A 25,125-nucleotide genomic window follows, 5' to 3' on the forward strand; every position below is an offset into this window, starting at 1 on the left:
GGATGCCCGCTGAAAGGAAACATCAGTGCTCATCGCACAGCGCCCCACCCTCTCTGAAGAGGTCGTGGCCGACAACCGGTCGCGCTTCGTGATCGAACCGCTCGAGCCCGGCTTCGGCTACACCCTCGGCAACTCCCTCCGCCGCACCCTGCTGTCCTCGATCCCCGGTGCCGCCGTGACCAGCATCCGGCTCGACGGCGTGCTCCACGAGTTCTCCACCGTGGAGGGCGTCAAGGAGGACGTGACCGAGATCATCCTCAACATCAAGAAGCTCGCCGTCTCCTCGGAGCAGGACGAGCCCGTCGTCGCCTACCTGCGCAAGCAGGGCCCGGGCGTCGTCACCGCCGCGGACATCACGGCCCCGGCCGGTGTGGAGATCCACAACCCGGACCTGCACATCGCGACCCTCAACGCGAAGGGCCAGCTCGAGCTCGAGCTGACCATCGAGCGCGGCCGCGGGTACGTCTCCGCCGCCCAGAACAAGGCGGGGGACGCCGAGATCGGCCGGATCCCGGTCGACTCGATCTACTCGCCCGTCCTGAAGGTGACCTTCCGTGTGGAGGCCACCCGTGTGGAGCAGCGCACCGACTTCGACAAGCTGGTCCTGGACGTGGAGACCAAGGAGGCCATCTCCCCCCGGGACGCCGTGGCCTCCGCCGGCACCACCCTGGTCGAGCTGTTCGGCCTGGCGCGCGAGCTGAACACGGCCGCCGAGGGCATCGAGATCGGCCCGTCGCCGACGGACGCGGCGATGGCCGCGGACATGGCGCTGCCGATCGAGGACCTCGAGCTGACCGTGCGCTCGTACAACTGCCTCAAGCGCGAGGGCATCCACACCGTGGGTGAGCTCGTGGGCCGTTCCGAGGCGGACCTGATGGACATCCGCAACTTCGGCGCCAAGTCGATCGACGAGGTCAAGGCCAAGCTCGTCGACCTCGGGCTGTCCCTCAAGGACTCGCCCCCCGGGTTCGACCTCGCCGCCCGTGCCGCCGCGATCGACGACGAGAACCCGTTCGACGACGTCGACCAGTAATCCTTCCCGCTCCGTCCCGCCGGCCGCCCGGACCGGAGGGGACGAACTTCCAGGAGATCAACAACCATGCCTACTCCCACCAAGGGTCCCCGTCTCGGAGGCGGCCCCGCCCACGAGCGCCTGATGCTGGCGAACCTGTCCCAGCAGCTGTTCGAGCACAAGCGCATCACCACCACGGTCACCAAGGCCAAGCGCATGCGCCCCTACGCCGAGCGCCTGATCACCTTCGCCAAGCGCGGTGACCTGGCCGCCCGCCGGCGCGTGCTGGCGCAGCTGACCGACAAGTCCGTGGTGCACGAGCTGTTCACCACCATCGCCTCGGCGATGGAGGACCGCAACGGCGGCTACACCCGCATCACCAAGATCGGCAACCGCAAGGGCGACAACGCCCCCATGGCCGTCATCGAGCTCGTGATGGAGCCCGTCGCGACCAAGGCCACCGTGGCCGAGGCCGAGCGCGCCACCGCCCAGGCCGCCCCGGCGCCCGCCGCCCCGGTCGACACCCCGGCGGACAGCACCCTCGAGGAGGTCTCCGCCGAGGAGATCCCCGCCGCGGAGCAGGCCCCCGAGGTCGGCTCCGAGCAGGCCGCCGCGGTCGCCGCGGACAACGCCGAGGCCGGGTTCCCGGGCTCGCACGCGCCGCTGGAGTCCGGTGAGACCCCCGAGGGCTTCACCATCAAGGGCAACAAGAACTCCATGAAGTACCACGTGCCCGGCTCGCGCTGGTACGCGGGCACCACCGCGGAGATCTGGTTCGACTCGCCGGCCAACGCCGAGGCCGCCGGCTTCCAGCCGGCCGGTGGCTCCGCCGCGCAGAAGCTGCGCTGACCGGAGCACCCTCCGGACAGACACCGCGCACGCCGCCGGGGACCTCGTCCCCGGCGGCGTCGCCGTGCCCGGGCACCGTCCGCCCGCCCCCGCCCCACCCCGCGGGCCCGCGACCCGGGCCCCGACGCCGACAGGAGCCGCCCGTGACCGGGACCGTGCCCGACGCACCCGTGCGCGTGCGCATCGACCTCGCCTACGACGGCGCGCCCTTCTCCGGATGGGCTCGCCAGCCCGTCCTGCCCACGGTCCAGGGGGCCCTCGAGGACGCCCTGGCGGTGCTCGTGCGCCGCGAGGTCCGGGTGGTCGTGGCCGGGCGCACGGACACCGGGGTGCACGCGCGCGGGCAGGTCGTCCACCTCGACCTGACGGCGGGGGAGTGGACCGCCCTCGCGCGCGGCCGCGCCGAGGAGCCGGCCACGGCGCTCGGGCGGCGCCTGAGCGGCGCCCTCGCGCACGTGCTGGGCCGGGCCCGCCGCGAGCAGGGGCTGCCCGAGTGCCCGGGCGCGATCGTCGTGCGGCGCGCCGCCGCCGCACCCGCCGGCTTCGACGCCCGCTTCTCCGCCGTGGCCCGGCGCTACAGCTACCGGATCGACGACGGCGCCGCCGGCCGGGATCCGCTCACCCGCCACCTCACGTGGTGGACGAAGGACGTCCTCGACGCCGACGTCATGGCGGCGGCCGCGCAGGAGCTCGTGGGCCTGCACGACTTCCTGTCCTTCTGCCGCCCCCGGGAGGGCGCCACGACCGTGCGGGAGGTCCTGGACGTGACGGTCGAGCGCGACGCCGGCGGGCTCGTGGTGCTGGGCATCGAGGCGGACGCCTTCTGCCACCACATGGTCCGCTCGATCGTCGGCGCCGCCGCCCGGGTCGGGGCCGGCCGGGAGGAGCCCGGCTGGCTCGGCCGGCGGCTGGCGGACCGGGTGCGCGACGCCGGGGTGCTCATGGCCCCCGCCCACGCGCTGGTCCTCGAGGAGGTCCGCTATCCCGGGGACGCCGCCCTGCGGGAGCGGGCCGAGCTGACCCGGGCCCGCCGGGACCCGCTGCACCCGGGGCCGGCCGGCCCCCAGAATTGACGGCCGCAGGTCGCGGGTGTATGCCCGAGTGGTGTTTGGGCGGTGCATCCGGTAACGTGGAGTGCTGTTGTGCGTGTCCCGCCTCGGTTCACGTGTACCCGGCTCCGCCGTCCAGTTGCAGGACGCATGGCGGTCCGGTGCACCGGGGTCTCGGGCACCGGATGCAGCTCGGTCCTCACCCGAGCCCCGGACGGCACACCGAGTAACGGCGTGATCCCAACTAGCGCCACCGAGAGAACCCGAACGAAGGCAAACTAACGTGCGTACGTACACCCCGAAGCCCGGTGACATTCAGCGCCAGTGGCACGTCATCGATGCCACCGACGTCGTCCTGGGTCGTCTTGCCAGCCAGACCGCAACGCTGCTGCGCGGAAAGCACAAGCCGACCTTTGCTCCCCACGTGGACGCCGGTGATTTCGTCATCATCGTCAATGCCGAGAAGGTCGCCCTGACCGGCTCCAAGCTCGAGAAGAAGCGGGCCTACCGCCACTCCGGCTACCCGGGCGGTCTGACCTCGACCTCCTACGCCGAGCTGCTCGAGAAGAACCCGGTCCGCGCCGTGGAGAAGGCCATCCGCGGGATGCTGCCGAAGAACAAGCTGGCCTCCCAGCAGATGTCCAAGCTGAAGGTCTACGCCGGCCCCGAGCACCCGCACGGTGCCCAGCAGCCGCAGGCCTTCGAGTTCACCCAGGTCGCCCAGTAATTCCGGGCCTACGAGACAAGAACTGAATTAGGAGAATCGTGGCTCAGAACACTGACGAGCAGTACACCGCCGAGGGCGAGGAGCAGCTGACCAGCTACACCTCCGAGTCCGCCCCCGCGACCGAGGCCCCCGCCGCCGCCGAGCGCCCGGCCCTGACCGTCTCCGGCCAGGCCGTGGGCCGCCGCAAGGAGGCCGTCGCCCGCGTGCGCGTCGTCCCCGGCACCGGCCAGTGGATCGTCAACGGCCGGTCCCTGGACAACTACTTCCCCAACAAGCTGCACCAGCAGGAGGTCAACGAGCCCTTCCGGCTGCTGGAGCTCGAGGGCGCCTACGACGTCATCGCCCGCATCCACGGCGGTGGCCCCTCCGGCCAGGCCGGCGCCCTGCGCCTCGGCGTGGCCCGTGCCCTGAACGAGATCGACGTGGAGAACAACCGCCCGTCGCTCAAGAAGGCCGGCTTCCTCACCCGTGACGCCCGCGTCACCGAGCGCAAGAAGGCCGGTCTCAAGAAGGCCCGCAAGGCCCCGCAGTACTCCAAGCGCTGATCGGCGGACCTGCCCGGGCACCGCGTCTCGGCGCCGTGCCCGGGCCGCCCCTGCAGCAGTCGGACCCCGTCCGCGCCCCGGCGCGGGCGGGGTTCCGTCGTTCCGGGGCCGCCCGGACCGCCAGGGGTGATCGCCGGCCCCAGAAGAGTTAGCATTAGCACACGCCTGGCCGCGGGGAGACGGCCGCCGGCGGCGCATGCCTGCGGGTCGCGCCGGACAGAACATAGGATGGGGAACGATGTCTAGATTATTCGGAACGGACGGCGTGCGCGGGCTCGCGAACGACCTCCTCACAGCCAACATGACCCTGGAGCTGGCCCAGGCGGCCGCCGTCGTCCTCGGCCACGGCCGGGCGCCCGGGGGCCGCCGGCCCACCGCGGTCGTCGCGCAGGACGGCCGCGCCAGCGGGGAGTTCCTCAGCGCCGCGGTCACGGCAGGGCTGGCGGGCTCCGGAGTCGACGTCCGCGACGCCGGCGTGCTGCCGACCCCGGCCCTGGCCTACCTCGTGGCCGATCTCGACGCCGACTTCGGCGTGATGATCTCCGCCTCCCACAACCCGGCCCCGGACAACGGGATCAAGTTCCTGGCCCGCGGCGGCAAGAAGCTGCCGGACCGGGTCGAGGACGAGATCCAGGCCGTCTACGAGGCGCGCCGCTTCCAGCACCCCACGGGCGCCGGCGTCGGACGCGTCAGCCGCTTCAGCGACGCCGAGGACCGCTACGTCCTGCACCTGGTCGGGGCGATCCCGCACCGCCTCGAGGGCCTGACGGTCGTCCTGGACTGCGCCAACGGCGCCGCGAGCGCCGTGTCGCCGGACGCCTTCCGCGCGGCGGGCGCCACCGTGCACGTCATCGGCGCGGAGCCCGACGGGCTGAACATCAACGACGGCTGCGGCTCGACCCACCTGGACCCCCTGCGCCGCGCCGTCGGGGACCTCGGGGCGGACCTCGGGATCGCCCACGACGGCGACGCCGACCGCTGCCTCGCGGTGGACCACACCGGCCGGGAGGTCGACGGCGACCAGATCATGGCGATCCTCGCCCTCGCCCTGCAGGAGTCGGGCCGGCTGGTGGACGGCACCCTGGTGGCCACCGTCATGAGCAACCTGGGGCTGAAGATCGCGCTGCGGGAGGCCGGGATCGAGCTGCGGGAGACCGCCGTGGGAGACCGCTACGTCCTCGAGACCATGACCGAGCACGGCTACAACCTGGGCGGGGAGCAGTCCGGGCACGTCATCATGTCCGACTACGCCACGACCGGTGACGGCCTGCTCACCGGGCTCATGCTCGCGTCCCGCGTCGCGCAGACCGGGACGCCGCTGGCCGAGCTCGCCACCGTGATGACCCGCCTGCCGCAGGTCCTGCTCAACGTCCGGGGCGTGGACCGCGCGGCCGTGGCGTCCAACGGGGCCGTGCTCGCCGCCGTGAGCGCGGTCGAGCAGCGCCTCGGCGAGACCGGCCGGGTGCTGCTGCGCCCCTCCGGCACCGAGCCCGTGGTCCGCGTGATGGTCGAGGCCGCCACGCAGGAGACCGCCCAGGAGGAGGCCGAGTACCTGGCCTCCGTCGTGGAGCAGGAGCTCTCCCTCACCGTGTGACGCCGAAGGCCCGACCAGGGTCCGGCGACGACGCAGGCCCGCACCGCCACGGTGCGGGCCTGCGTCGTCCCCAGTCCCGTCCTCGCGCCGGCGGCGCCGGGTCAGCGGACGGGCGCGTAGTCCGGGGCCGGGGGCAGGCCCGAGAACTCCTCGAGGGTGGCGGCGCCCGAGCGCACCAGCTCCCGGGCCCGTTGCGCGCCGAGGTAGCGCAGGTGCCAGGGCTCGTACCAGTACCCGGTGACCGCCTGCGCCCCCCGGGGGTAGCGGACCACGAAGCCGTGCTCGGCGGCGTGGTCGGCGACCCACGCCGCCGCCGCGGTGTCCGCGAAGCACACCTGCAGGTCGCAGCCCGAGCCCTCGCCGACGTCCACCGCCAGGCCGGTCTGGTGCTCCGAGTGGCCGGGCCGGGCGGAGGCGGTGTCCGCCGCCGCCTGCCCCTGCTGGGCGACCCACCCGGCGTAGGTGGCCGCCTGCTCGTCGTAGGAGCGGTAGCCGGAGACGAGCACGATCCGCACGCCGTCCGCCCGCGCCGCAGCGAGCAGCTCCCGGGCGGCCCGCGCGGCCTCCGGGCGCAGCCGCCGGCCCTCGACCTGCTCGAGGTCCCGCGGGGCCCAGTCGCGCGGCTCCAGGGGGCGGCGCTTGTTGACGACCACCGCGAGGGAGGCGGGGTCGCCGAGGTCCGCCGTGGCGCTCGGGGGCGGCGAGGGGACCGGTGCGGGGGTCGGCGGGGCCGTGGACCGGCCCGGTGACGGGGACCCCGCCGGGGCCGGGGCGGAGGTCGCAGCGGCCGGCGAGGTCGCCGGGGAGGACCCCGGGGGAGCGGGGGACGAGCCGATGCCGGGACGGGGACCGCACCCGGTGAGCAGTGCGAGGGCGAGCAGGACCGCCCCGGCCCGGTGCGCGAGCATCAGTTCTTGCGCAGCAGCACGCGGCGGATCGAGTGGTCCGAGTCCTTGGAGAGGATCAGGCGGGCCCGCCCGCGCGTGGGTAGGACGTTCTCCACGAGGTTGGGCTCGTTGATCCGGCGCCAGATGCCCAGTGCCGTGGCCTCGGCCTCGGTGTCGGAGAGGTCGGCGTAGCGGTGGAAGTAGGAGCCCGGGTCGGAGAACGCCGAGTAGCGCAGCGCCTGGAAGCGCTCCACGTACCAGCGCTCGATGTCGGCGGTGCGCGCGTCCACGTAGATCGAGAAGTCGAAGAAGTCGCTCAGCGCGAGGGCCGCCCGGTCCCCGGGACCCACCTTGGCCGGCGCGAGCACGTTGAGCCCTTCCACGATGACGACGTCGGGGCGGCTGACGACGATCTCCTCGCCGGGGACGATGTCGTAGGTGTGGTGGGAGTAGCGGGGGGCGCGGACCTCCGGCACCCCCGACTTGATCTTCGCGACGAAGCGCAGCAGCGCCCGGCGGTCGTAGGACTCGGGGAAGCCCTTGCGGTCCATCAGCCCCCGGCGCCGCAGCTCGGCGTTGGGGTAGAGGAACCCGTCGGTGGTCACGAGCTGGACGTCCGGGGTCGACGGCCAGCGGGAGAGCAGCTCGCGCAGCAGGCGGGCCGTGGTGGACTTGCCCGCGGCCACCGACCCGGCGATGCCGATGACGAACGGTGTCCGGGCGTGCTCCTCGCCCAGGAAGGCGTTGGTGGACGCGTTGAGCCCGTTCGCCGAGGAGTCGTAGAGGGTGAGGAGCCGGGACAGCGGCAGGTACACCTCGCGGACCTCCGCGACGTCGAGCCGGTCGCCGAGGCCGCGCAGGTTCTCGATCTCCCGAGAGGTGAGGGGCACGTCGATCTCGTGGGAGAGCCTCGACCAGGTCTGCCGGTCGAGCTCCACGAACGGCGAGGTGCGCTCGCTCAGCGTTGAGGCGGTCATCGGACCCAGTCTAGACGCCTCGAAGCCGGGAGTCCGCGACAGAAGCTACGCCCCGGTGTAGATTTGTGCGCACCCCGGCAGGGTAAGTCATGCGGCTCACACGACGGAGCGCTCGTCCGCGCCGCCGGTGGCCGCCACCTCGTTCGAGAGTCAGGACGGCACCATGGCCACCACCGCCACGACAGAGACCGCGGCCCCATCCCGGCAGGCCGCCACCCGGGCGCACGTTCAGCGCTTCGGGACGTTCCTCTCCGGGATGATCATGCCCAACATCGGGGCGTTCATCGCCTGGGGGCTGATCACGGCCTTCTTCATCGAGGCCGGCTTCACCCCCTACGGCCCGCTGGGCGGGTGGGGCACGGACGCCGAGGGCAATCCGCACACCGGTCTGGTGGGCCCGATGATCACCTACCTGCTGCCGCTGCTGATCGCCTACACCGGCGGGCGGATGGTCTACGACGTGCGCGGCGGGGTGGTCGGGGCGATCGCGACCATGGGCGTGATCGTGGGCACCGACATCCCGATGTTCATCGGGGCGATGATCATGGGCCCGCTCACGGCGTGGTTGATGAAGAAGATCGACAGCATCTGGGACGGGAAGATCAAGCCCGGCTTCGAGATGCTGGTCAACAACTTCTCCGCCGGCATCTTCGCCGCGCTGATGGCCATCGTGGGGTTCTTCGTCGTGGGCCCGGCGGTGCTGGCCTTCTCCAACGCCGCCGCCGGGGTGGTGGACTTCCTGGTCTCCCGGGGGCTGCTGCCGCTGACCTCGATCCTGATCGAACCGGCCAAGGTCCTGTTCCTCAACAACGCGATCAACCACGGCATCCTCACCCCGCTGGGCACCGCCCAGGCGCTGGAGCAGGGCAAGTCCATCCTGTTCCTGCTCGAGGCCAACCCCGGCCCCGGCCTGGGCATCCTGCTCGCCTACACGGTCTTCGGCCGGGGTGCGGCCCGCGCCTCGGCCCCGGGGGCGGCGCTGATCCACTTCGTGGGCGGCATCCACGAGATCTACTTCCCCTACGTGCTGATGAAGCCGGCGCTGATCCTGGCGGCCATCGCCGGCGGGGCGTCCGGGATCTTCACCCTGACGCTGTTCAACGCCGGGCTGCGCGCCCCGGCCGCGCCGGGCTCGATCCTGGCGGTCTTCGCCCAGACCCCTCCGGGCAGCTACCTGGGGGTGGCCCTGGCGGTGCTGGTGGCCACGGTGGTGTCCTTCCTGGTGGCCGCGGTCATCCTCAAGGCCTCCAAGGACAAGGGCGAGGGCGACCTCGCGGCGGCCACCGCGAGCATGGAGTCGATGAAGGGCAAGAAGAGCTCCGTGACCTCCGCCCTGGTCGGCACCAGCGGCGGCGCCGACGCCGGGGAGGCCGGCGCCGACGGGCTGGCCGCCGGCGGGCCGGTGCAGAAGATCGTCTTCGCCTGCGACGCCGGCATGGGCTCCTCCGCCATGGGGGCCTCGGTGCTGCGCAACAAGGTCAAGGCGGCCGGGTTCGGCGACGTGAAGGTCACCAACGCGGCCATCATGAACCTCACCGACGACTTCGACATCGTCGTCACCCACCAGGACCTCGCCCCGCGCGCCCGTCCCCGGGTGCCCAGCGCCTCCCTCGTGACGGTCGACAACTTCATGGGCAGCCCCCGCTACGACGAGATCGTCGAGGCCGTCCGCCGGCGCAACGGGGCCACCGTGCCGGCGGCGGCGGGGACCGCGGCGACGGCGGCGGACGCAGGGGCCGCGACGGGCGGGCCCGCGGCCGGCGGCGACGGGGCCCACCGCCCGGCGGAGGCCGACGGCTCGTCGGGACCCGCCGAGGCCGCGGTCCTCACGCGCGAGCGGATCCTGATGGACGGCGGCGCGCAGAACGCGCAGCAGGCCATCGACGAGGCGGGCGGCCTGCTCGTGGCCGCCGGGGCCGTGACGGACGACTACGTGCGCTCGATGCACGAGCGGGAGCAGTCGGTGTCCACGTTCATGGGCAACGGGCTGGCCATCCCGCACGGCACCAACGCCGCGAAGGACGCCATCCGGCGCTCGGCCCTGTGCGTGGTCCGCTACCCGGAGGGCCTGGACTGGAACGGCAAGCCGGTCACCTGGGTCGTGGGCATCGCCGGCAAGGACAACGAGCACCTGGGTATCCTGTCCCGGATCGCCAAGATCTTCGGCAACAAGGAGCAGGTCCGCCGCCTCAACGAGGCGCGGACGGCCGACGAGGTCCTGGACCTGCTGGGGAAGGTGAACGACTGATGAAGTGCGTGCATTTCGGGGCCGGGAACATCGGCCGGGGGTTCGTGGGGCTGCTGATGCACCGCTCCGGCTACGAGGTGGTCTTCGCCGACGTGGCCGTCCCCCTGATCGAGGCGCTGCAGACCACCCCCAGCTACACGGTGCACGAGGTCGGCGCCGGCTCCCGGGACACCACCGTGGACGGGTACCGGGCGGTCAACTCCGCCGCGGAGCCCGAGGCGGTCGTCGCGGAGATCGCCACGGCGGACGTGGTGACCACCGCCGTGGGCCCGAACGTCCTGAAGTTCCTCGCCCCCCTGGTCGCCCGCGGCCTCGCGGCCCGCGCGGCGGACGCGGCGCCCGTGGCGGTCATGGCGTGCGAGAACGCCATCTCGGCCACGGACCTGCTCGCCGAGGCGGTGCGGGAGCACTACGAGGGCGAGGACCTCGACCGGCGGGCGGTCTTCGCCAACACCGCGGTCGACCGGATCGTGCCGCAGCAGGAGGGCGCCGGTCTCGACGTCGTCGTGGAGCAGTTCCACGAGTGGGTCATCGACCGGAGCCCCTTCGGCGGGCAGGAGCCGCCCATCGAGGGCGCCACCTACGTGGACGACCTGATCCCGTACATCGAGCGGAAGCTGTTCACCGTCAACACGGGCCATGCGGCGGCCGCCTACTTCGGCCACCAGGCGGGCAAGCACCGCATCGCCGAGGCCGTCGCCGACCCGTCGATCCGCAGCCGGGTCGCGGCGGCGCTCGGGGAGACCCAGGCGCTGCTGGTGGCCAAGCACGGCTTCGACCCGCAGGAGCACGCCGGCTACGTCCAGAAGATCCTCGGACGCTTCGCCAACGAGCACCTGCCCGACACCGTCGAGCGCGTCGGGCGCGCCCCGCTGCGCAAGCTCGGCCGCCACGAGCGCTTCGTCGGGCCCGCGGCGGCGCTCGCCGAGCGGGGCATGGGCACCGAGGGGCTGCGCGCGGCCATGGCGGCGGCCCTGCGCTTCGACGCGGAGGGCGACCCCGACGTCGCCCGGCTGGGGGAGATCTTGGACACCCTCCCGCCGGCCGAGGCCGTGCAGGAGATCACCGGCCTGGCCCCCGAGCACCCCCTCTTCCCGCCGGTCGAGGAGCTGGTGGCCGCGGCCGCCCAGGAGCGCCGCGGCTGAGCCCCGGACCTGCCCGCAGACGGGTCCGGGGCCCGCCGCGGCAGGCCCCGGACCGGTCGTCCCGGGCCGCTCCACGGGACGTGCGGGGCGGGACGGATGCCCCCGGAAGAGCCGACAGCGCGGCCCGCGCGGCGCGCCCGGGGGCCTCTGGGCCATGCGGTAACCTGAGGCGCATGTGTGGAATTGTTGGATATGTGGGACCGGCCCCCCAGCGCCCGGCCGAGGCCGGCGCGAGCTCCGGGCACGACGCCCTCGACGTCCTCGTCGAGGGGCTCCGACGGCTGGAGTACCGCGGCTACGACTCGGCGGGCGTCGCCGTCGTGGCCGACGGGGCGATCGGCCACCGCAAGAAGGCCGGCAAGCTGCTGAACCTGGAGGAGGAGCTGCGCGAGCACCCCCTGCCCTCCGCGGCCACCGGCATCGGCCACACCCGCTGGGCCACCCACGGCGGGCCCTCCGACAGCAACGCCCACCCGCACGTCGTCGACGGCGGCCGCCTGGCGATGATCCACAACGGCATCATCGAGAACTTCGCGGAGCTCAAGAAGGAGCTGCGCGAGCAGGGGCACGAGTTCGTCTCCGAGACGGACACGGAGGTCGCCGCCGTCCTGCTCGCCGACACCTACAACGACCTGGGCGACCAGGACCTCACCGCCGCCATGCAGGCCGTGTGCCGCCGGCTCGAGGGCGCGTTCACCCTCCTGGCCGTGCACGTCGACCACCCGGGCCGCGTCGTGGCCGCCCGCCGCAACTCCCCGCTCGTCGTGGGCGTGGGGCAGGGCGAGATGTTCCTGGGCTCCGACGTCTCCGGGTTCATCGACTACACCCGGGACGCCGTCGAGCTCGGCCAGGACCAGGTCGTCACCCTCACCGCGGACGACTACAGCATCACGGACTTCCACGGCAGCCCGGCCGAGGGCAAGCACTTCGAGGTCCGCTGGGACGCCGCCGCCGCCGAGAAGGGCGGCTTCCCCTCCTTCATGGAGAAGGAGATCAACGAGCAGCCCGCCGCCGTGGAGCAGACCCTCATGGGCCGCACGGACCTGGACGGCAACCTCGTGCTCGACGAGCTGAAGATCGACGAGTCGATGCTGCGCTCCGTCGACAAGATCGTCGTCGTCGCCTGCGGCACCGCCGCCTACGCGGGCCAGGTCGCCCGGTACGCGATCGAGCACTGGTGCCGGATCCCCACCGAGGTGGAGCTCGCCCACGAGTTCCGCTACCGCGACCCGATCGTCAACGAGCGGACCCTCGTCGTCGCCCTGTCCCAGTCGGGCGAGACCATGGACACCCTGATGGCCGTGCGGCACGCCCAGGAGCAGGGGGCCAAGGTCGTGGCGATCTGCAACACCAACGGCTCCACCATCCCGCGCGAGGCCGACGCCGCGCTGTACACGCACGCCGGCCCGGAGATCGCGGTCGCCTCCACCAAGGCGTTCCTCGCCCAGATCACGGCCGCCTACCTCCTGGGCCTGTACCTCGCCCAGCTGCGGGGCAACAAGTTCAAGGACGAGATCGCGGAGATCCTCGCTGACCTCGAGGCGATGCCCGCGAAGATCCAGCAGGTCATCGACGACCAGGCCGGGGTCAAGGAGCTCGCGCAGGCGATGAAGGACGCGAGCTCGGTGCTGTTCCTGGGCCGCCACGTCGGCTACCCGGTGGCCCTGGAGGGCGCGCTCAAGCTCAAGGAGATCGCGTACATCCACGCCGAGGGCTTCGCCGCGGGCGAGCTCAAGCACGGCCCGATCGCCCTGATCGAGGAGGGCCAGCCCGTGTTCGTGATCGTGCCGTCCCCGCGGGGCCGCGACTCGCTGCACGCCAAGGTGGTCTCGAACATCCAGGAGATCCGGGCCCGCGGCGCCGTGACCATCGTCATCGCCGAGGAGGGGGACGAGTCCGTGGCCGACTACGCGAACCACGTCTTCCGCGTCCCGCAGGCCCCGACCCTGCTCCAGCCCCTGCTCGCCACGGTCCCGCTGCAGATCTTCGCGTGCGAGCTCGCCACCGCGAAGGGCTACGACGTCGACCAGCCGCGCAACCTCGCCAAGTCCGTCACCGTCGAGTAGGCCCGGGCGCACCCCGCCCGGACCGCCCCCGGCCCGGCGTCCCCGCCGGCGGTCGTTAGGCTGGGGGCATGATCATCGGCACCGGCATCGACGTCGTGGACATCACCCGCTTCGAGGCGCAGATCGCGCGGACCCCCGGCCTCGTGGACCGGCTGTTCACCCCCGCCGAGCGCGGCCTGCACGTGCGGTCGCTGGCCGCACGCTTCGCGGCGAAGGAGGCCGCGGCCAAGGCCCTCAAGGCCCCGCCCGGGATGATCTGGCAGCACTGCTGGATCGAGAAGGACCCGGCGGGCGCCCCGGTGCTGCGCACCGAGGGGACGGTCGCCGAGGAGGCCCGCCGGCAGGGGATCGACCGCTGGCACCTGACCATGACCCACGACGGCGGGATCGCCATGGCCATGGTCATCGCCGAGCGCGACGAGGAGCGGGCATGATCGAGGCCTTCACCGGCGAGCAGGTCCGCGCGGCCGAGGCCCCGTTCCTGGCGGCCGGGCAGGGCCCGGCCCTCATGCGCCGTGCCGCCCACGGCCTGGCGCTCGCGGGCGCGGAGCAGCTGCGCGACCGGCGCGGGGCCGTGGCCGGGGCCCGGGTGGTGGTCCTGGCCGGGACCGGCAACAACGGCGGGGACGGGCTGTGGGCCGCCGCGGAGCTCGCCCGCCGGGGCGCGGCGGCGCTCGCCGTCGCGGTGGGCGAGCGCCTGCACCCCGAGGGCGCCGCGGCGTTCGCCGCGGCGGGGGGCCGGGTGCTGCGGCTGGACGGGACCGATGGACCGGCCGCCGGGGACGCCCTCGCCCGGGCGGCCGAGCACGTGCTGCGCGCCGACCTCGTCCTCGACGCGGTGCTCGGCACCGGGGCGCGGGGCGGGCTGCGCGGGGCCGCGGCCGGGCTCGTGCGGACGGTGCTCGAGCGGTGGCCCGGGACCGGGGCGCCGGTCGTCGTGGCCTGCGACGTTCCCTCCGGGGTGTCCGCGGACACGGGCGCCGTCTCCGCGCCCGTGCTGCCCGCGGACGTCACCGTGACCTTCGGCGCGGCCAAGGCCGGCCAGTTCAGCGCCCCCGGGGAGCAGCTCTGCGGGCGCGTGCGCACGGTCCCCCTCGGCATCGAGGCCGCCCTGCCCGCGCCGGGCCTGCGGCGCCTGGAGCGCGACGACGTGGCCGCGCTGTGGCCGCGGCCCGCGGCCGGGGCGCACAAGTACTCCCGGGGCGTCGTGGGCGTCGTCGCCGGCTCGCCCACCTACCCCGGGGCGGCGCTGATGTGCACGCGCGCGGCGGTGGACGCCGGCGCCGGGATGGTCCGCCACCTCGGCGACAGCGCCACCCGCGCCCTGGTCTGCCTCACCAGCCCCGAGGTCGTCGCCTCGGAGGACCACCCCCACGACGTGCGCGTGCAGGCCTGGGTCGTCGGGCCCGGCGCCGTCGGCGACCCGGCCCAGGAGGCCCGGATCGACGCGGTGCTCACGGGCCCGCACCCGGCCGTCGTGGACGCCGGGGCGCTCACCGCGGCCGCCCGGGCCGCCGCCGACGGCGCGCTGGGCCCCGGCAAGGTCCTCACCCCGCACGCCGGGGAGCTGGCCCAGGTCCTGGCCTGGCTCGCGGCCCTGGGCGTGGGCGAGGACGCCCCCGACCGGGCCCAGGTCGAGGCGGAGCCGCTGCGCTGGGCACGCGCGGCCGCCCGGGCCACGGGGGCGGTGGTGGTGCTCAAGGGCGCCACGACGCTCGTGGCCGACCCGGGAGGACTGGTGCTCTCGCAGGCCGACGGCAGCCCCTGGCTGGCCACCGCCGGCAGCGGCGACACCCTCGCCGGGATCATGGGCACGGCCCTCGCGCACTGCGCGGAGCACCCCGACCTCTTCGCCGCCGCGGGCGAGTGGGCGCGCGGGGACGCCCGCTTCGCCGTGGCCGCGGCGCTCGCGGTGGCCGTGCACGGCTACGCCTCCCGCGCCGACGGGCTCGGCCCCGTGCCGCCCACCGCGCTGTCGGCGGCCGTGCGCTCCGTACTGCGCTTCGGCCGCTGAGCCACCCCGGAGCGCTCCGTCCCGTGTTCGCGGCGGGCGATCCCGCGGCCGTCGGCGCTGGTCCGAGGGTGGAGGAAATCCTCAGCCGGGTTACGGTTAACCCCACGCCGCTACATCCCCGTCCGCCGGGCCCCCGCCCGGCGGACTCGACAGGAGGAACACGCATGGAAGTCTGGCCAGGACAGCCCTACCCCCTCGGAGCCACCTTCGACGGCAACGGCACGAACTTCGCCCTCTTCAGCGAGATCGCGGAGAAGGTCGAGCTGTGCCTCTTCGAGGAGGACGGCACCGAGACCCGGATCGAGGTCGGCGCGCAGGACGGCTACGTGTGGCACTGCTACCTGCCGCAGGTCCAGCCGGGCCAGCGCTACGGCTACCGCGTGCACGGGCCGTGGAACCCCGCCCAGGGGCAGCGCTGCAACCCGTCCAAGCTGCTGCTGGACCCCTACGCCAAGGCCGTCGCCGGCCAGTTCGACTGGGCCCAGCCGCTGTTCTCGTACAACTTCGGCGACGAGGACTCGTTCAACGACGAGGACTCGGCCCCCCATATGGCGATGGGCGTGGTGATCAACCCGTTCTTCAACTGGGAGGGCGACCGCACCCCGCGCACCCCGTACCACAAGTCCGTGATCTACGAGGCCCACGTCAAGGGCCTCACCGAGCAGCACCCCGAGGTCCCGGAGGAGCAGCGCGGCACCTACGCCGGCGTGGCCCACCCCGCCGTCATCGCCCACCTGCAGAAGCTGGGGATCACGGCCATCGAGCTGATGCCCGTGCACCAGTTCGTCCAGGACAGCACGCTGCTCGACAAGGGCCTGCGCAACTACTGGGGCTACAACACCATCGGGTTCTTCGCCCCCCACAACGAGTACAACTCCACCAACGACCTCGGCGGCCAGGTCCAGGAGTTCAAGGCCATGGTCAAGGCCCTGCACCAGGCAGACATCGAGGTCATCCTCGACGTGGTGTACAACCACACGGCCGAGGGCAACCACATGGGGCCCACGCTGTCCATGAAGGGCATCGACAACCAGGCGTACTACCGGACCGTCGAGGGCGACCAGAAGTACTACATGGACTACACGGGCACCGGCAACACCCTCAACGTCCGGCACCCGCACTCGCTGCAGCTGATCATGGACTCCCTGCGCTACTGGGTGACCGAGATGCACGTCGACGGCTTCCGCTTCGACCTCGCCTCCGCCCTGGCCCGCGAGTTCTACGACGTGGACCGGCTGGCCACGTTCTTCGAGCTCGTCCAGCAGGACCCGGTCGTGTCCCAGGTGAAGCTCATCGCCGAGCCGTGGGACGTCGGCCCCGGCGGCTACCAGGTGGGCAACTTCCCGCCCCAGTGGACCGAGTGGAACGGCAAGTACCGCGACACCGTGCGCGACTTCTGGCGCGGGGAGCCCGCGACGCTCGGCGAGTTCGCCTCGCGCATCACGGGCTCCGCGGACCTCTACGAGCACAGCAGCCGCCGGCCGTTCGCGTCGATCAACTTCGTCACCGCCCACGACGGCTTCACCCTGCGCGACCTCGTGTCCTACAACGAGAAGCACAACGAGGCCAACGGCGAGGACAACAACGACGGCGAGTCCCACAACCGCTCCTGGAACTGCGGCGTGGAGGGTCCCACGGACGACCCCGAGGTCCTGGCCCTGCGCTCCCGCCAGCAGCGCAACTTCCTCGCGACGCTCCTGCTGTCCCAGGGCACGCCCATGGTCCTGCACGGCGACGAGCTGGGCCGGTCCACCGGCGGCAACAACAACACGTACTGCCAGGACAACGAGCTCTCCTGGATCGACTGGGAGACCATGGACGGCCCGCTGACCGAGTTCGTCTCCGCCGTGATCCACCTGCGCCACGCCCACCCGACGTTCCGCCGCTCCGACTTCTTCGACGGCCGGCCCGTGGAGATGGACGAGGAGGACACCCGCCGGCCCATGCCGGACATCGCGTGGCTCAACGCCGACGGCTCCCCGATGCGCCCGACGGACTGGGACGAGCCGCTGTCCCGGGCCATGGGCATGTGGCTCAACGGCCACGGCATCGCCGGGGTGGACACGCGCGGGCGGTCCATCACGGACGTGAACTTCATCATGTACTTCAACTCCGCCCCGGAGGCCGTGAAGTTCAAGCTGCCCCCGGTGCGCTACGGCCGGCGCTGGGAGGCGGTCCTGGACACCGCGGGCCAGCACTCCGACGGGCAGATCCGCAACGCCCGCAGCTCGATCACCCTGGACGGCCGGTCCATGGTGGTGCTGCGCGCCTACGAGGAGCCGGAGGAGGAGCCCGACGCGTCGGTCGCCGCCTCCGTGGCCGCCTACGCGAAGTCGCCGCAGGACCAGTGACGCGGTGGCGGGGCGCCCCCGGGGCGTCCCGCCGCACCGCGCCCCACCAGTAGGCTTCCGGCCCGGACACGGGTGGGAAGCCTACTGGCTTTTTCCGGGCCGTCCCGACAGACTGGTCCGGTGCGCACACCGACTTCGACGTACCGACTGCAGATCACCTCCGACCTCACCCTGGACCGGACGGCCGGGCTCGTGGACTACCTCCACGACCTCGGCGCCGACTGGGTCTACCTCTCGCCCATCCTGCGAGCCGTCGGCGGCTCCGACCACGGCTACGACGTCGCCTCGCCCGCCGAGGTGGACCCGGTCCGGGGCGGCCCGGCCGGGCTCAAGGCGCTCGCGGACGCCGCCCACGCGAAGGGGATGGGGGTGATCGTCGACATCGTCCCCAACCACCAGGGTGTGGCCGTCCCGCAGGAGAACCCGTGGTGGTGGTCCCTGCTCGCCGAGGGCCAGGGCTCGCGCTACGCGCAGGCCTTCGACGTGGACTGGGCCGCGGGCGGCGGGAAGGTGCTCATCCCCGTGCTCGGGGACGGCGACGGCGAGCTGGAGCAGCTGCGCGTCGAGGACGGCACGCTGCGCTACTACGAGAACGTCTACCCGCTCGCCGAGGGCACGTGGGCGCCGGGCGACGACCCCAGGGACGTCCACGCCCGGCAGCACTACGAGCTGATCAACTGGCGGCGCGGGGACGCGGAGCTGAACTACCGCCGCTTCTTCACGGTGGCCACGCTCGCCGGCGTGCGCGTGGAGGACCCCGGGGTCTTCGAGGAGTCCCACGCGGAGATCCGGCGGTGGATCGACGAGGGCCTCGTCGACGGGCTGCGCATCGACCACCCCGACGGGCTGCGGGACCCGGGGGAGTACCTGGACCGGCTCAAGGAGCTCACCGGCGGCGCCTACGTCGTCGTCGAGAAGATCCTGGAGCCCGGCGAGCTCCTCCCCGCGGACTGGGCCACGCAGGGCACCACCGGCTACGACGCCCTCGGCACCATCGACCGGCTGCTCACCGACCCGGCGGGGGAGTACGCCCTCACCAGCCTCGACGCCCGGCTGCGCGGCGGGGAGCCCGTCAACTGGGCGGAGATGGTCCACGGCACGAAGCGCGCCATGGCCGACGGCGCGCTGCACGCCGAGGTCCAGCGCCTCGCCCGCCTGGTGCCCGCCGACGCCGGCCTCGCCCACGACGAGGCCGTGGACGGGCTCGCCGAGGTCCTCGCGAACTTCCCCGTCTACCGCAGCTACCTGCCCGAGGGCGCCGAGCACCTGCGCCACGCCCTCGACGCCGCCCGCGCGCAGCGGCCCGACCTCGCGGACACGCTCGTCTCCCTGGGCCGGCTGCTGGGGGTCGAGGCGGGCGACGACACCGAGCTCGGCGAGCTCGCGCGCCGCTTCCAGCAGACCTCCGGCATGGTCATGGCCAAGGGCGTCGAGGACACGGCGTTCTACCGGTTCCCCCGCCTGACCTCCCTGACCGAGGTGGGCGGCGACCCCTCCCACTTCTCCCTGGCGCCGGACGAGGCGCACGCCGAGCTGGCCCGCCGCGCCGCCGACGAGCCCCTGGCCATGACCACCCTGTCGACCCACGACACCAAGCGCTCCGAGGCGGTGCGGGCCCGGATCACGGTGCTGGCCGAGGCCGCCGAGCAGTGGGCGGGCGTGGTCGGCACCGTCAAGCGGCTGGCCGAGGAGTCCGGGACCCGGGTGGGCGACGGGCCCCTCGTGAACCTCGTCCTGCAGGCGGTCGTGGGCGCGTGGCCCGTCGAGCAGGAGCGCATCACGGACTACGCCCTCAAGGCCGCCCGCGAGGCGGGCAACTCCACCGCGTGGGTCGACGGCGACGCCGACTTCGAGGAGCGCCTGCTCCGGTTCATCGACCACGTCCTGCACGACCCCGAGATGCGGGCCGTCGTCGAGGGCTTCGCGGAGCACGTCACCGCGGCCGGCTGGGCCAACGGGCTCTCCGCCAAGCTGATCCAGCTGACGATGCCCGGCGTCCCCGACGTCTACCAGGGCGCCGAGCTGTGGGCCGAGTCCCTCGTGGACCCCGACAACCGCCGTCCCGTGGACTTCGAGGCGCGCACCGCGATGCTCGCCCGCCTCGACGCCGCGCAGCCCGGCACGCCGGAGGCGACCCCGGCCGTGGGCCCGGACGCCGCCGCCAAGCTGCTCGTCACGAGCCGGGCCCTGCGGCTGCGCCGGGACAGCCCCGAGCTGTTCACCGGCTACACCCCCCTGAGCGCGACCGGCCCCCTGGCCGAGCACGTGTTCGCGTTCGACCGCGGCGGCGCCGTGACCGTGGCCACCCGGCTCCCGCTGGGCCTGGCCGAGCGCGGCGGGTTCGCCGACGAGGCCCTGCCCCTGCCCGAGGGCGACTGGGAGGACGTGCTGACCGGGCGCCCGCACGCCGGTGCCGCGGCCGTCTCCGACCTGCTGGCCGACTACCCCGTGGCGCTGCTGCGCCGGAAGGACTCCTGAATCCATGAAGACCCGTGAGCACCTGAACCGGTTCGACGTCTGGGCGCCCCACGCCAAGGGCGTGACGGTGCGGATCGAGGGCGTGGACCACCCCATGGTCCCGGCCGACTCCCGGCCCGAGGGCGCCCCCGAGGGCCCCGCGGCCCGCCGCCCCGGCTGGTGGACCCTGCCCGACGACGCCGGCGTCCCCCCCGGGACCGTGCGCTACGGCTACCTGCTCACCAAGACGTTCGACGAGGGCACCCCCAAGGAGCGCACGCAGGTCTCGGACGTCCTGCCCGACCCGCGCTCGCGCCGTCAGCCGCAGGGCGTGCACGACCTCTCCTGCACCTTCGACCCCGCCGAGCACGCGTGGGGCGACGGCGCGTGGAAGGGCCGCACCCTGGCCGGGGCGGTGCTCTACGAGCTGCACCTCGGCACGTTCACCCCCGAGGGCACCCTCGACTCCGCGATCGAGCGCCTGGACCACCTCGTGGACCTCGGCGTGGACTTCGTGGAGCTGCTGCCCGTCAACGGGTTCAACGGCGAGCACAACTGGGGCTACGACGGCGTGCTGTGGTACACCGTGGACGAGTCCTACGGCGGGCCCGCCGCCTACCAGCGCTTCGTGGACGCCTGCCACCAGCGGGGGATCGGCGTGATCCAGGACGTGGTCTACAACCACCTCGGCCCCTCCGGGAACTACCTGCCCCTGTTCGCCGACTACTTCAAGCCCGGCGCCAGCACCTGGGGGGACCTCATCAACCTCGACGGCTGGGGCTCCGACGGGGTGCGCGACTACATCCTGGACAACGTGGAGATGTGGCTGCGGGACTACCACGTGGACGGCTTCCGCCTCGACGCCGTGCACGCCCTGCAGGACCACCGGGCGGTGCACATCCTCGAGGAGATCGCCGAGCGCGTGGACCGGGTGGCCGTCGAGACCGGCAAGCCGCTGTTCACCGTCGCGGAGTCCGACCTCAACGACCCCCGGATGATCACGCCGGCCTCGGCCAACGGCCTGGGCATGACCGGGCAGTGGCTCGACGACTTCCACCACGCCGCGCACGTCGCCCTCACCGGCGAGACGCAGGGCTACTACGCCGACTTCGCCTCCCTCGAGACCCTCGACAAGGCGACGCGCGACGCCTACTACCACACCGGGACCATGTCGACGTTCCGCGGCCGCCACCACGGCCGTCCCGTCGACAAGCAGCGGGTGCGCCCGTGGCAGTTCGTGACCTTCATCCAGAACCACGACCAGGTCGGCAACCGCGCGGCCGGGGACCGGATCAGCGCGAGCCTCTCGGCCGACCAGCTCGTGCTGGGGGCCACGCTGCTGCTGACCCAGCCGTTCACCCCCATGCTGTTCATGGGGGAGGAGTGGGGGGCCTCCACCCCGTGGCAGTTCTTCACCGCCCACCCCGAGCCCGAGCTCGGCGAGGCCGTGGCCAAGGGCCGCAAGGGGGAGTTCGCGGCCATGGGCTGGGACGAGTCGACGGTGCCGGACCCGCAGGCGCCCTCCACCTTCACCGACTCCAAGCTGGACTGGTCCGAGCCCGGGCAGGGCGAGCACGCCCGGGTCCTCGCCGCCTACCGCGAGCTCATCGCGCTGCGCCGCTCGGTGCCCGAGCTCACCGACCCGCGCTTCGCGACGATCGCCACCGCCCGGGACGACGACGCCCGCTGGTTCGTGCTCCAGCGGGCCACGCACCCCGGCTCCCCGCACGGGGTGGCGGTGCTGCTGAACTTCGCGGCCGCGGAGGCGACCGTGCCGTTCACCGGGCCCGCGGACGCCGAGGTGCTCTTCCGCTCGGGAGAGGTCTCGCTCCGCACCGGGGAGGCCGGGACCGCCGCCGCCGTGCTGCCCGGCCACGGCGCCGCCGTCCTGCGCTACTGAGGCCGGGCGGGCCGCCGCCGCGCGGCCCGCCCGCCCCCGCCCACGACCTCCGAGCCGACGAAGGACCGGTATGCACACCTACGGACCCGATGCCCACTACGTCCCCGCCGAGGACCGCTACGAGACCATGCCCTACCGCCGGGTCGGCGCGTCCGGGCTGAAGCTGCCCGCGATCTCCCTGGGGCTGTGGCACAACTTCGGCGACGACAAGCCCCTGGGAACCCAGCGGGCCACCCTCCGGCGGGCCTTCGACCTGGGCGTGACCCACTTCGACCTCGCCAACAACTACGGCCCCCCCGCCGGCGCGGCCGAGCTGAACTTCGGTTCGATCCTCCGCCAGGACTTCGCCCACTACCGGGACGAGCTGGTCATCTCCTCGAAGGCCGGCTGGGACATGTGGCCCGGGCCGTACGGCTTCGGCGGGTCCCGCAAGTACCTGCTGGCCTCCCTCGACCAGTCCCTGCAGCGCATGGGCCTGGACTACGTGGACATCTTCTACCACCACCGCCCGGACCCCGAGACCCCGCTCGAGGAGACCATGCGGGCCCTGGACCACATCGTGCGCTCGGGCCGGGCGCACTACGTGGGGATCTCCTCCTACAGCGCGGCCCTGACGCTGCGGGCGCAGGAGCTCATGCGCGAGCTCGGCACCCCGCTGCTCATCCACCAGCCGTCCTACTCGATGCTCAACCGCTGGATCGAGGCGCCCTCGGAGCAGGCGGGCGGGACGTCCCTGCTCGCGGCGCTCACGCGGTCGGGGATGGGCTCGATCGTGTTCACCCCGCTGGCCCAGGGCATGCTCACCGACCGCTACCTCGACGGCGTGCCCGCGGGCTCCCGCGCCGCCGCGGGGAAGTCCCTCGACCCCCAGTGGCTGACCGACACCGCGCTGGAGAAGGTCCGCGGCCTGCACGCGATCGCCGCCGAGCGGGGCCAGTCCCTGGCCCAGATGGCCCTGGCGTGGGTGCTGCGCGAGCAGCCGGACGGCCAGGTCACCACCGCCCTGATCGGCGCCTCCTCGCCCGCCCAGGTCGAGGAGAACGTCGCGGCCGTGCGCCGGCTGGAGTTCACGCCGCAGGAGCTCGACGCGATCGACGAGCTCGCCACGGACTCGGGGATCAACATCTGGGCCGGCGCCCAGGACTCCAAGCACGAGTGAGCGGCGGGACGCCCTAGCCCATGGAGCTCTCGCAGTACCTCGCCCTGCTCGGGCTGTGGATCGCCGGGATCGCCGCCCCCGGCCCGGACGTGCTGGTGATCCTGCGCAGCTCCTCGCTGGGCTCCCGCCGGGCCGGGGTGCTCACGGCCGTGGGCGTGATGACGGGCAACCTCCTGTGGATCAAGCTCTCCCTCACGGGCGTGACCGTGCTGATCGGCCAGGACGACACGGTGCAGCGCGTCCTCCAGGTGGCCGGGGCCCTGTTCCTCGGCTGGCTGGGCGTGGGCGGGGTGCGGGCGGGCCTCGCCGCCCGCACCCGCGTCCCGGCCGGTGCCCGGACCGGTTCCGCGGACGGCGCGGGAGCGGGACTGCCGCAGTCCCCGCCGGGCCGGGCGCCGACCCCCGCGCGGGCCTTCGGGCTCGGGCTCGTGACCAACCTGTCCAACCCCAAGGCCATCGTGTTCTTCGTGGCGCTGTTCGCCAACGTGGTCCCCGCCGGGGCCCGCTGGTGGGAGTCGCTGCTCGTGCTGGTGCTGCTGCTCGCGGTGGGCCTGGCCTGGTTCACCGCCGTCGCGTGGACGGGCTCCGTCGAGCGGCTCGCCGCGGGCTTCCGCCGGCGCGGGGCCGCCGTGGAGCTCGGCTCCGGCGCGCTCTTCCTGGCCCTCGCCGTGGGCCTGCTGGTCGGCGCGCTGTGAGCGGGGCGGCCGAGTAATTCCGGTCCAGGGGGTTCAGCTCGGCGCGCTGGGCTGGTAAGAAGAGTAAGCACGCTGATGTCCTGCACGTCCCATGCTCGACCCCACCAGTCCACACGACACGGAGGACCCGCGACATGTCCGACAACGAGTACCTTGCCCGATCCATCCACGACCTCACCGCCGCCGCCTGGTTCGGCGGCTCGCTGATGGGCGCCATCGGCGTCAACGGGGCGGCCGCGGCCGCCCAGCTGCCCCAGGAGCGCACTCGCCTGTCGAACATCGGCTGGAAGAAGTGGGCGCCCGTGCAGACGGCCGCGCTGCTCGCCCACGGGGTGGCGGGAGCGGCGCTGATCTACCAGAACAAGGGCCGCCTGGCCGGCCAGGAGGGCGTCACGCGCAACACCGTCTCCAAGGCCGCCGTCACCGTCGTGGGGGCGGGCCTGACGCTGTACTCCCGCGTGGTCGGCAAGAAGGTCGAGGCCCTGGCCCACGAGGGCGCCGAGGGCGCCACCGAGCCCCGCGCCGGCGCCTCGCCCGAGCTGGCCTCCGCCCAGAAGCAGCTCAAGGTCCTGCAGTGGGTCATCCCGGCGATGGCCGGCACGGTGATCGTGCTGGGGGCCAAGCACGGCGAGATGCAGCGTCCCCGCAACATCCTCCAGGGGTTGCTGAAGAAGTAGCTCCACCCCGGGGCGGACCCGGCGCCCGCCGCCGGCCCACCGGGCCCCCGCACCACCCGGTGCGGGGGCCCGGTCCGTGGGGGAACGGCCGGGTCGCGCCCCGGGGACCGTTCGGTTCCCGCCGCTGCTCGGCGACGACGGGACCCCCACGCCCGCCGTCCGGCCCGTCCGGCCGCCACGGCACCGACGACCCCGAGGAAGTGCACGATGACCACCGCCGACCGTCTCGCCCGTTCCGTCCACGACCTCACCGCCGCCGCCTGGTTCGGCGGCACCCTCATGGGCGCCGTCGGGGTCGACGGCGCCGCCGGCGCCGCCCGCGACCCCCGGGAGCGCACCCGCCTGTCCGCGCTGGGCTGGAAGAAGTGGCGCCCCGTCGAGACGGCCGCGCTCGTCGCCCACGGGCTCGCCGGCGCCTGGCTGCTCCGGGCCGACCGGGGCCGGGCCGCCGCCCGCGAGGGCGCCGGGCGGACCGCCGTCGCCCAGGCCGCGGTGACCGTGGCCGGCGTCGCGGCCTCGGCGTACTCCGGGTACCTGGGACGCCAGGTGGAGGCCCGCGCCGAGGAGGGCGGTCAGGGGGCCACCGAGCCGCGGCCCGGTGCCTCGCCCGAGCTGGCCGCCGCCCAGCGCCGGCTCAAGGTGCTGCAGTGGGTCAACCCCGCGCTCGCCGGCGCCGTGATCGTGCTGGGGGCCGAGCACGGCGGGCTGCAGCGGCCCCGGCACGTGCTGCGCAGGCTGCCGCGGTAGCCGCGGCGGGCCGGGACCGGGAGGCC

At 73.5% G+C, this 25,125-nt stretch carries 20 protein-coding genes; 18 read left to right on the forward strand and 2 right to left on the reverse strand.

Features of this window, described 5'->3' with window-relative positions; genetic code table 11:
* The first annotated feature begins 25 nt into the window (after positions 1–25).
* The 6 genes from M3185_RS07175 (at position 26) to glmM (ending at position 5,776) form a co-directional block, all read left to right on the forward strand.
* A complete protein-coding gene (locus M3185_RS07175; RefSeq protein WP_251332976.1) occupies positions 26–1,033 on the forward strand; it encodes a DNA-directed RNA polymerase subunit alpha in 1,008 nt (335 codons plus the stop codon).
* Between the two features lie 66 nt (positions 1,034–1,099).
* On the forward strand, positions 1,100–1,861 hold the full coding sequence (rplQ, locus tag M3185_RS07180; protein WP_251332977.1) for a 50S ribosomal protein L17, sunset domain variant: 762 nt from the start codon (positions 1,100–1,102) through the stop codon (positions 1,859–1,861).
* A 143-nt stretch (positions 1,862–2,004) separates the two neighbouring features.
* On the forward strand, positions 2,005–2,934 hold the full coding sequence (gene truA, locus M3185_RS07185) for a tRNA pseudouridine(38-40) synthase TruA (RefSeq protein WP_251332978.1): 930 nt from the start codon (positions 2,005–2,007) through the stop codon (positions 2,932–2,934).
* Between the two features lie 259 nt (positions 2,935–3,193).
* Positions 3,194–3,637, forward strand: coding sequence for a 50S ribosomal protein L13 (gene rplM / locus M3185_RS07190; protein ID WP_251332979.1), 444 nt, complete (start codon positions 3,194–3,196; stop codon positions 3,635–3,637).
* Positions 3,638–3,675: 38 nt separating this feature from the next.
* Positions 3,676–4,182 carry a 30S ribosomal protein S9 gene (rpsI, locus tag M3185_RS07195; protein WP_251332980.1) on the forward strand — a complete coding sequence of 169 codons (507 nt, stop codon included), beginning with the start codon at positions 3,676–3,678 and terminating at the stop codon, positions 4,180–4,182.
* Positions 4,183–4,420: 238 nt separating this feature from the next.
* Entirely contained in the window at positions 4,421–5,776 is a 1,356-nt protein-coding gene (gene glmM, locus M3185_RS07200) for a phosphoglucosamine mutase (protein WP_251332981.1), read from the forward strand.
* Positions 5,777–5,877: 101 nt separating this feature from the next.
* Here the strand turns inward: glmM and M3185_RS07205 are convergent, their stop codons facing one another.
* Together M3185_RS07205 and coaA are read right to left on the reverse strand one after the other, a co-directional pair.
* The gene (locus M3185_RS07205) at positions 5,878–6,684 is read right to left on the reverse strand and encodes a M15 family metallopeptidase (protein ID WP_251332982.1); all 807 of its coding nucleotides are present in this window, start codon (positions 6,682–6,684) and stop codon (positions 5,878–5,880) included.
* Positions 6,684–7,640: a type I pantothenate kinase gene (coaA, locus tag M3185_RS07210; RefSeq protein ID WP_251332983.1), complete on the reverse strand. Its 957-nt coding sequence runs from the start codon at positions 7,638–7,640 to the stop codon at positions 6,684–6,686. Before coaA ends, M3185_RS07205 begins: the two co-directional genes overlap by 1 nt.
* A gap of 163 nt (positions 7,641–7,803) precedes the next feature.
* Here coaA and M3185_RS07215 point away from each other — a divergent pair, with 163 nt between their 5' ends.
* The 12 genes from M3185_RS07215 to M3185_RS07270 all read left to right on the forward strand — a co-directional run bounded on the left by M3185_RS07215 (position 7,804) and on the right by M3185_RS07270 (position 25,099).
* Positions 7,804–9,888 (forward strand): PTS mannitol transporter subunit IICBA, encoded by a 2,085-nt coding sequence (locus M3185_RS07215; RefSeq protein WP_285859581.1) that lies wholly within the window; start codon positions 7,804–7,806, stop codon positions 9,886–9,888.
* On the forward strand, positions 9,888–11,033 hold the full coding sequence (locus tag M3185_RS07220) for a mannitol-1-phosphate 5-dehydrogenase (protein ID WP_251332984.1): 1,146 nt from the start codon (positions 9,888–9,890) through the stop codon (positions 11,031–11,033). The genes M3185_RS07215 and M3185_RS07220 overlap by 1 nt, the downstream gene beginning before the upstream one ends.
* A 173-nt stretch (positions 11,034–11,206) precedes the next feature.
* Positions 11,207–13,099, forward strand: coding sequence for a glutamine--fructose-6-phosphate transaminase (isomerizing) (glmS, locus tag M3185_RS07225; protein ID WP_251332985.1), 1,893 nt, complete (start codon positions 11,207–11,209; stop codon positions 13,097–13,099).
* Between the two features lie 68 nt (positions 13,100–13,167).
* A complete protein-coding gene (locus M3185_RS07230) occupies positions 13,168–13,533 on the forward strand; it encodes a holo-ACP synthase (protein WP_251332986.1) in 366 nt (121 codons plus the stop codon).
* Complete coding sequence (locus tag M3185_RS07235) at positions 13,530–15,113, forward strand: NAD(P)H-hydrate epimerase (protein ID WP_251332987.1); 1,584 nt, start codon at positions 13,530–13,532, stop codon at positions 15,111–15,113. Before M3185_RS07230 ends, M3185_RS07235 begins: the two co-directional genes overlap by 4 nt.
* A 164-nt stretch (positions 15,114–15,277) precedes the next feature.
* Positions 15,278–17,464 carry a glycogen debranching protein GlgX gene (glgX, locus tag M3185_RS07240; RefSeq protein ID WP_251332988.1) on the forward strand — a complete coding sequence of 729 codons (2,187 nt, stop codon included), beginning with the start codon at positions 15,278–15,280 and terminating at the stop codon, positions 17,462–17,464.
* A 120-nt stretch (positions 17,465–17,584) separates the two neighbouring features.
* Positions 17,585–19,942, forward strand: coding sequence for a malto-oligosyltrehalose synthase (gene treY / locus M3185_RS07245; RefSeq protein ID WP_251332989.1), 2,358 nt, complete (start codon positions 17,585–17,587; stop codon positions 19,940–19,942).
* A gap of 4 nt (positions 19,943–19,946) precedes the next feature.
* Positions 19,947–21,821 (forward strand): malto-oligosyltrehalose trehalohydrolase, encoded by a 1,875-nt coding sequence (treZ, locus tag M3185_RS07250; protein ID WP_251332990.1) that lies wholly within the window; start codon positions 19,947–19,949, stop codon positions 21,819–21,821.
* 70 nt (positions 21,822–21,891) lie between these two features.
* Entirely contained in the window at positions 21,892–22,980 is a 1,089-nt protein-coding gene (gene mgrA / locus M3185_RS07255; RefSeq protein WP_251332991.1) for an L-glyceraldehyde 3-phosphate reductase, read from the forward strand.
* Between the two features lie 20 nt (positions 22,981–23,000).
* Positions 23,001–23,675, forward strand: coding sequence for a LysE family translocator (locus M3185_RS07260; protein ID WP_251332992.1), 675 nt, complete (start codon positions 23,001–23,003; stop codon positions 23,673–23,675).
* A gap of 134 nt (positions 23,676–23,809) precedes the next feature.
* Positions 23,810–24,352 carry a hypothetical protein gene (locus tag M3185_RS07265; RefSeq protein ID WP_251332993.1) on the forward strand — a complete coding sequence of 181 codons (543 nt, stop codon included), beginning with the start codon at positions 23,810–23,812 and terminating at the stop codon, positions 24,350–24,352.
* Between the two features lie 207 nt (positions 24,353–24,559).
* Positions 24,560–25,099: a hypothetical protein gene (locus M3185_RS07270; protein ID WP_251332994.1), complete on the forward strand. Its 540-nt coding sequence runs from the start codon at positions 24,560–24,562 to the stop codon at positions 25,097–25,099.
* Positions 25,100–25,125 lie beyond the last annotated feature (26 nt).

It is taken from the genome of Kocuria rosea (assembly GCF_023715525.1).
Classification (GTDB): Bacteria; Actinomycetota; Actinomycetes; order Actinomycetales; family Micrococcaceae; genus Kocuria; species Kocuria rosea_A.

Excerpts from the sequence above, each read along its gene's own strand:
- rplQ (WP_251332977.1), top strand. The coding sequence starts at position 1,100 with ATGCCTACTCCCACCAAGGGTCCCCGTCTCGGAGGCGGCCCCGCCCAC.
- glmM (WP_251332981.1), top strand. The coding sequence starts at position 4,421 with ATGTCTAGATTATTCGGAACGGACGGCGTGCGCGGGCTCGCGAACGAC.
- M3185_RS07205 (WP_251332982.1), bottom strand. The coding sequence starts at position 6,684 with ATGCTCGCGCACCGGGCCGGGGCGGTCCTGCTCGCCCTCGCACTGCTC.
- coaA (WP_251332983.1), bottom strand. The coding sequence starts at position 7,640 with ATGACCGCCTCAACGCTGAGCGAGCGCACCTCGCCGTTCGTGGAGCTC.
- M3185_RS07215 (WP_285859581.1), top strand. The coding sequence starts at position 7,804 with ATGGCCACCACCGCCACGACAGAGACCGCGGCCCCATCCCGGCAGGCC.
- M3185_RS07220 (WP_251332984.1), top strand. The coding sequence starts at position 9,888 with ATGAAGTGCGTGCATTTCGGGGCCGGGAACATCGGCCGGGGGTTCGTG.
- glmS (WP_251332985.1), top strand. The coding sequence starts at position 11,207 with ATGTGTGGAATTGTTGGATATGTGGGACCGGCCCCCCAGCGCCCGGCC.
- M3185_RS07230 (WP_251332986.1), top strand. The coding sequence starts at position 13,168 with ATGATCATCGGCACCGGCATCGACGTCGTGGACATCACCCGCTTCGAG.
- M3185_RS07235 (WP_251332987.1), top strand. The coding sequence starts at position 13,530 with ATGATCGAGGCCTTCACCGGCGAGCAGGTCCGCGCGGCCGAGGCCCCG.
- glgX (WP_251332988.1), top strand. The coding sequence starts at position 15,278 with ATGGAAGTCTGGCCAGGACAGCCCTACCCCCTCGGAGCCACCTTCGAC.
- treZ (WP_251332990.1), top strand. The coding sequence starts at position 19,947 with ATGAAGACCCGTGAGCACCTGAACCGGTTCGACGTCTGGGCGCCCCAC.
- mgrA (WP_251332991.1), top strand. The coding sequence starts at position 21,892 with ATGCACACCTACGGACCCGATGCCCACTACGTCCCCGCCGAGGACCGC.
- M3185_RS07260 (WP_251332992.1), top strand. The coding sequence starts at position 23,001 with ATGGAGCTCTCGCAGTACCTCGCCCTGCTCGGGCTGTGGATCGCCGGG.
- M3185_RS07265 (WP_251332993.1), top strand. The coding sequence starts at position 23,810 with ATGTCCGACAACGAGTACCTTGCCCGATCCATCCACGACCTCACCGCC.
- M3185_RS07270 (WP_251332994.1), top strand. The coding sequence starts at position 24,560 with ATGACCACCGCCGACCGTCTCGCCCGTTCCGTCCACGACCTCACCGCC.